Here is a 5,944-nt window from a genome sequence, read left to right as displayed (position 1 = left end):
GGTTGAGCCTCGTAGAAACTTTATTGAAGACAATGCGTTGTCAGTTGATAACTTAGATTTTTAAATATTAATTATAGATAAACAAGGAGATATATTATGTCTAAACAACATCCAGTCGTTGTAGTAACCGGATCATCTGGAGCTGGTACAACTTTTGTAAAGCGTGCATTTGAGCATATATTTGAACGTGAAAACATTAAATCATTAATTGTTGAAGGTGATAGCTTCCATATGTATGACCGTGCAGCAATGAAAGAAAACGTTAAAAAACAAGAAAAGCTTGGTAACAACTTTTTTTCTCATTTTGGCCCCGACGCTAATTTATTTGAAAAAATTGAAGAAACTTTTAAAGATTATGGTGAAAAAGGCCAATGTGATCGTCGTTATTATCTTCATTCTGATGAAGAGGCTGCCGAGCATAATCAACGTCTAAATACGGATTTAAGTCCAGGTGAATTTACCCCGTGGGAAGAGGTTGGTACTGGTACTGATTTATTGTTTTATGAAGGTTTGCATGGAGCTGTAGTTACAAAAGATGTAAATATGGCACAATATGCAGACTTAAAAGTTGGCGTTGTTCCAAGTGTAAATCTTGAATGGATTCAAAAAATTCATCGCGATAACGCTGAAAGAGGTTACTCTGCAGAGGAGACGGTTGATACAATCTTGCGTAGAATGCCGGACTATATTAATTATATAACGCCACAGTTTTCAGAAACAGATATAAATTTTCAGCGAGTGGCTACAGTTGACACTTCAAACCCTTTTATTGCTCGTGATATCCCAACACCAGATGAGAGTTTTGTAGTGATTCGTTTTAATAATTTAGAAAAAACACCCGTTGACTTTACATATTTGTGCAATATGATTGGTGGAGCATTTATGTCTAGACGAAATACTATTGTTGTTCCAGGTAATAAAATGAGTTTAGCAATGGAAATTATTTTATATCCAATTATTAATCAACTAATTGCAGATAAATAATTTACACATTTAGTTAGCCGTTAAAACCCCTAGTTGTTTAGACAATTAGGGGTTTTTAATTTTTAAAAGGTAGTCATGAACAACAACACGCCAAAAAAACCAAGTTTTTATCAATTTTTCATTTATTGGTTAAAGCTTGGTTTTATTAGTTTTGGTGGCCCTGCAGGTCAAATTTCTATGATGCATCAGGAGTTAGTTGAAAAGCGTCGATGGATTTCCGAACATCGTTTTTTACATGCACTAAATTTCACCATGGTGTTACCAGGGCCAGAGGCTCAACAATTAGCCACCTATATCGGCTGGCTGATGTTTGGTGTTCGGGGTGGAATTGTTGCTGGTGTGTTGTTTGTACTGCCTTCGTTGTTTATTTTAAGCGCCTTAACTTGGATTTATTTGAGCTATGGCTCGGTTGCTGAAGTTGCTGGAATATTGTATGGTATTAAACCTGCGGTAACCGCTATTGTCTTATTTGCAGCGTATCGTATTGGTTCGAAGGCACTACCAAATTCAACACTAAAAATTTTAGCAATACTGGCATTTGTGGCAATATTTCAGTTTGAAATAGCCTTTCCATATATTGTATTAATGGCCGCGTTAATTGGTTTTATTGGTGCAAAAATATCAGCCAAAACATTTACAACGAGCGCTCATCATGGTGAGGGTGGGTCTGGTTATGGCCCTGCACTAATTGATGACGATACACCGATACCAGCACATGCTAAATTTAACTGGTCGCGATTAATCTCATTTGCAGTTGTTGGTGTGTTTTTAGGTTTGGTGGTGATGAGCTTGTTAGAGAATACAGTATTACGAGATATGGGTGAGTTTTTCACCAAAGCCGCCTTGGTTACCTTTGGTGGTGCTTATGCGGTTTTGCCTTATATTTATCAAGGTGGTGTTGATCACTATCAATGGCTAACTGCCACACAAATGATGGACGGTTTAGCTTTGGGTGAAACCACGCCTGGACCTTTAATTATGGTGGTGGCATTTGTGGGCTTTGTTGGTGCGACAGTCAAAGAAGTATTTGGACCAGATGCTATGTTAATGTCGGGATTTGTGGGTGCTTCGGTGGCAACTTTTTTCACGTTTCTACCCTCGTTTTTGTTTATCTTTTTGGGCGGTCCTGGTGTTGAAGCAACCCGAGGTGATTTGAAGTTCAGCGCGCCCCTGTCGGCAGTTACGGCTGCTGTGGTGGGTGTTATTGTTAATTTAGCTGTCTTTTTTGCCTTGGCTACCTGGATTCAGGATAATCAAGTTGATTGGGTTTCAATCGCTATTACTGTGGCTGCTTTTATCGCCCTATTTCGCTACAAAATGGGGATTATGACGGTGATAGCAATAAGTGCAGGTATTGGCCTAGGCTTAACGATTTTTTAAGCAAATAGCGGGTTATTTAACAACTATATTAACCAGCTTATTTGGCACAACAATCACCTTAACAATATTTTTGCCATGCGTAAATTTAGCAACATTGTCATCGGCTAATGCATGGCGCTCAACTTCGGTTTTGTCTAGGTCGGCACCCAACATTAATTTTGCACGCAATTTACCATTAACCTGAACAATGATTTGAACCTCATCTTGCTCCAAAGCTTGTTGATCAACTGCAGGCCATGGTTCGTTAATAATGGCGGTTGTGTTGCCTAGCTGTTGCCATAGATGATGACAAAGGTGAGGGGTGATCGGGCTAAGTGCACGTAAAATAATGCCTAGTGACTCAAGCCTGACAGCCATTGATTGTTCATCAGTCTGTTTAAATTTGCTCAGTGCATTGGTTAATTCCATCAAAGCGGCAATCGCTGTATTAAACGAATGTCTACGTTTAATATCATCCGTTATTTTTGCGAGCGTTTGATGGGTTTTTTGACGAATTTGTTGTTGTTCTTTGGTTAATTTATCAATGGTTAGCTTGGTTTCAGTAGATTGTTTGACATCTGCTAAATAAGACTCTGCTAAGCGGTAAACTTTATTGACAAATCTGTGTGAACCTTCAAGACCAGAATCACTCCACTCAAGATCTTGAGTGGGTGGTGCGGCAAACAAGATAAATAAGCGTACAGTATCAGCACCATACTTTTTAATCATTTCTGCAGGATCAACCGTGTTGCCTTTTGATTTACTCATCTTGGCGCCATCTTTAAGCACCATACCTTGAGTTAGAAGATTTTTAAACGGCTCATCGTGGTTAATTAAGCCTTCGTCACGTAGTAGTTTGTTAAAGAATCTAGCATACAATAAATGAAGGATAGCATGCTCGATACCACCGATGTATTGATCAACCTCAAGCCAATAATCGGCGCGTTCATCTAGCATGGCTGTGTCATTGTCTGCACAAGCGTAGCGCGCAAAATACCAGCTTGACTCAAAAAAGGTGTCAAAGGTATCGGTTTCACGCTGAGCATTTTTGCCACAAGTTGGACAAGTGGTTTCGTAAAATTCTGGCATTTTTTTGATCGGAGATCCGACGCCATCAAAAGCCACTTCTTCAGGCAGGGTAACTGGCAAATCTTGTTCAGGAACAGCAACAGAGCCACAACACTCACAATTAATAATAGGGATTGGGCAACCCCAATAGCGTTGACGAGAAACACCCCAATCACGCAGGCGATAATTAGTTTGTTTTTCGCCTAAATTAGTTGAGTGTAATTTTTCAGCAATTGCTTCAAATGCTTGCTCAAACTCTAATCCGTTAAATTCATCAGAGTTGATTAACACACCTTTATCAGTGAATGCGCTTTGAGAGATATCATGCTCACCTGCAATAGGTTTAATCACCTCAAGCATGGGGATGTTGTATTTTTGGGCAAATTCAAAATCACGTTGATCGTGAGCCGGTACACTCATCACTGCGCCAGTACCATAGCCCATCAAGACAAAGTTAGCAATCCAGATTTGTACTTCTTTGCCGGTAATTGGATGAAGGCAGGTTAGGCCTGAGTTAACCCCTTTCTTCTCCATGGTTTCCATGGCAGCTTCAGAAGTTTCCATGGTCTTGCATTCATCAATAAAGGCTTGTACATCGGCATTGTTTTTGCCCGCTTCTATTGCCAAAGGGTGCTCACTTGCAATGGCAAGATAAGTTACCCCCATTAGTGTGTCAGGACGCGTGGTGTAGACTGATAGCTTTGATGAGTTTTCACGATTAAAACTAATCTCAAGGCCTACCGATTTTCCAATCCAATTACGTTGCATGGTTTTAACCGCGTCAGGCCAACCTTCTAATGTGTCCAACGATTCTAGTAATTCATCCGCATAATCGGTAATGCGCATAAACCATTGAGAAATTTCTTTTTTCTCAATCAGGGCATCAGAGCGCCAGCCACGACCATCAATAACTTGCTCATTGGCCAGCACTGTTTGATCAACAGGATCCCAATTAACCACCGCATTTTTCTTGTAAACCAAGCCTTTTTCAAATAGCTTAACAAACAACCATTGTTCCCATTTGTAGTATTTTGGATGACAAGTGGCAATTTCTCGAGACCAGTCATAACCGAAGCCTAGTTGAGACAATTGCTCACGCATGTAGTCAATGTTTTCGTAAGTCCAGTTAGCAGGTGGTACTTTATTCTTTAATGCGGCATTTTCAGCCGGCAGCCCGAATGCATCCCATCCAATGGGCTGCAGCACATTTTTGCCTTGCATTTTTTGGAATCTAGAAATAACATCACCGATTGAATAATTACGCACATGGCCCATATGCAGGCGACCTGACGGATACGGAAACATGCTTAAGCAGTAGTATTTTTCTTTTGAAGTGTCCTCAACCACTTCAAAAGATTTGTGTTGTTTCCAATATTGTTGGGCTTCTAGCTCAATTGCCTGAGCGTTATATTCTGAATTCATTACGGTGTATTATTTGCTGCCAATATCACAAGGTGAAATGGCCGAGTTAAGTTGTAGTGTGCCAACTAGGTCGTTAACACTGTCTAGATTGTGATCGGTTAAATATTGGCTAATACCATCATTGATTTTAGGACAAACCAATGGATCATAAAATAAGGCAGTACCAACACCAACCGTTGCCGCGCCGGCAATAATAAACTCAATGGCATCATTGGCAGTCATAATGCCACCTTGGCCAATAATTGGCACATTGTGATGTTTACTTACCTGATAGACTTGATGTACTTTAAGTAAAGCTACTGGCTTAATGGCCGGTCCGGATAAGCCACCTTGATTATTACCAATAACAGGTTGTCTTGTTTCGGTATCAATAGACATACCCATCAAGGTATTGATCACCGCCAAGCCATCAGTGCCAGCATCGATACAGCGTTGAGCGCTTAAGCCAATATCGGTTTGGTTGGGTGATAATTTAGTAATGATGGGTTTGCTGGTATTTTGACGACAAATGTCAACCACGCGGTATGACATGTCAGGGTCATTACCAAAGGCTACGCCACCTTCTTTAACGTTAGGGCATGAAATATTGATCTCAATGGCGTCAATATCAGAATCATCAAAGCGCTTGGCAATCTCACCGTATTGTTCCACAGAGGAGCCTGAAATATTAATAATAAAACGAGTTTCAGTTTTATCAAGGTTGGGCATAATATCGTTGATCACTACATCAGCACCAGGATTTTGTAGGCCAATGGCATTAATCATGCCTTGAGGTGTTTCAGTAACTCGGCTAGGAATATTGCCAAGGCGTGGCTCTAGTGTCGTACCTTTGAGACATATGGCACCGACATCGGTATTAGAAAAACCGTCGATTCGGGTGTATTCTTCGCCAAAGCCAACACAGCCAGAAAGTAGTACGATTGGCGAGTCTAGCTCAAGGCCACAAAATTGAGTTTTTAAGTTATTATGCATACGCCATATTATACATTTTTGCTGTTAAATCTTAATCCAAAAATAGAAAATGAAAATCTAATTGCCTTAGATTTAGACGTTTATCTGGAATTTGTACATTTGCAGACAATATTTTTTAAAGTAGCCTGACACCATTATT

The 5,944-nt window shown here is 40.1% G+C and carries 4 protein-coding genes; 2 read left to right on the top strand and 2 right to left on the bottom strand.

What is annotated here, in order from left to right; translation table 11 throughout:
* Positions 1-96: 96 nt before the first annotated feature.
* Positions 97-984, top strand: a complete 888-nt coding sequence (locus PSN35_RS05550) for a phosphoribulokinase (RefSeq protein ID WP_300030621.1) — start codon at positions 97-99, stop codon at positions 982-984.
* Positions 985-1,059: 75 nt separating this feature from the next.
* A complete protein-coding gene (gene chrA, locus PSN35_RS05545) occupies positions 1,060-2,364 on the top strand; it encodes a chromate efflux transporter (protein WP_300030618.1) in 1,305 nt (434 codons plus the stop codon).
* A 12-nt stretch (positions 2,365-2,376) separates the two neighbouring features.
* On the opposite strand, the gene leuS is transcribed toward chrA, so the two are convergent.
* Positions 2,377-4,833: a leucine--tRNA ligase gene (leuS, locus tag PSN35_RS05540; protein WP_300030615.1), complete on the bottom strand. Its 2,457-nt coding sequence runs from the start codon at positions 4,831-4,833 to the stop codon at positions 2,377-2,379.
* 9 nt (positions 4,834-4,842) lie between these two features.
* Complete coding sequence (locus PSN35_RS05535) at positions 4,843-5,805, bottom strand: dihydroorotate dehydrogenase (protein WP_300030612.1); 963 nt, start codon at positions 5,803-5,805, stop codon at positions 4,843-4,845.
* Positions 5,806-5,944: the final 139 nt, after the last annotated feature.

The sequence above is a fragment of the Candidatus Thioglobus sp. genome (genome assembly GCF_028599055.1).
Classification (GTDB): Bacteria; Pseudomonadota; Gammaproteobacteria; order PS1; family Pseudothioglobaceae; genus Thioglobus_A.
Note: the sequence above shows the minus strand (reverse complement) of the source record. Positions and strands in the feature narration are given on the sequence as shown.

Coding starts and splice junctions, on each gene's coding strand:
- PSN35_RS05550 (WP_300030621.1), top strand. CDS start 97: ATGTCTAAACAACATCCAGTCGTTGTAGTAACCGGATCATCTGGAGCT.
- chrA (WP_300030618.1), top strand. CDS start 1,060: ATGAACAACAACACGCCAAAAAAACCAAGTTTTTATCAATTTTTCATT.
- leuS (WP_300030615.1), bottom strand. CDS start 4,833: ATGAATTCAGAATATAACGCTCAGGCAATTGAGCTAGAAGCCCAACAA.
- PSN35_RS05535 (WP_300030612.1), bottom strand. CDS start 5,805: ATGCATAATAACTTAAAAACTCAATTTTGTGGCCTTGAGCTAGACTCG.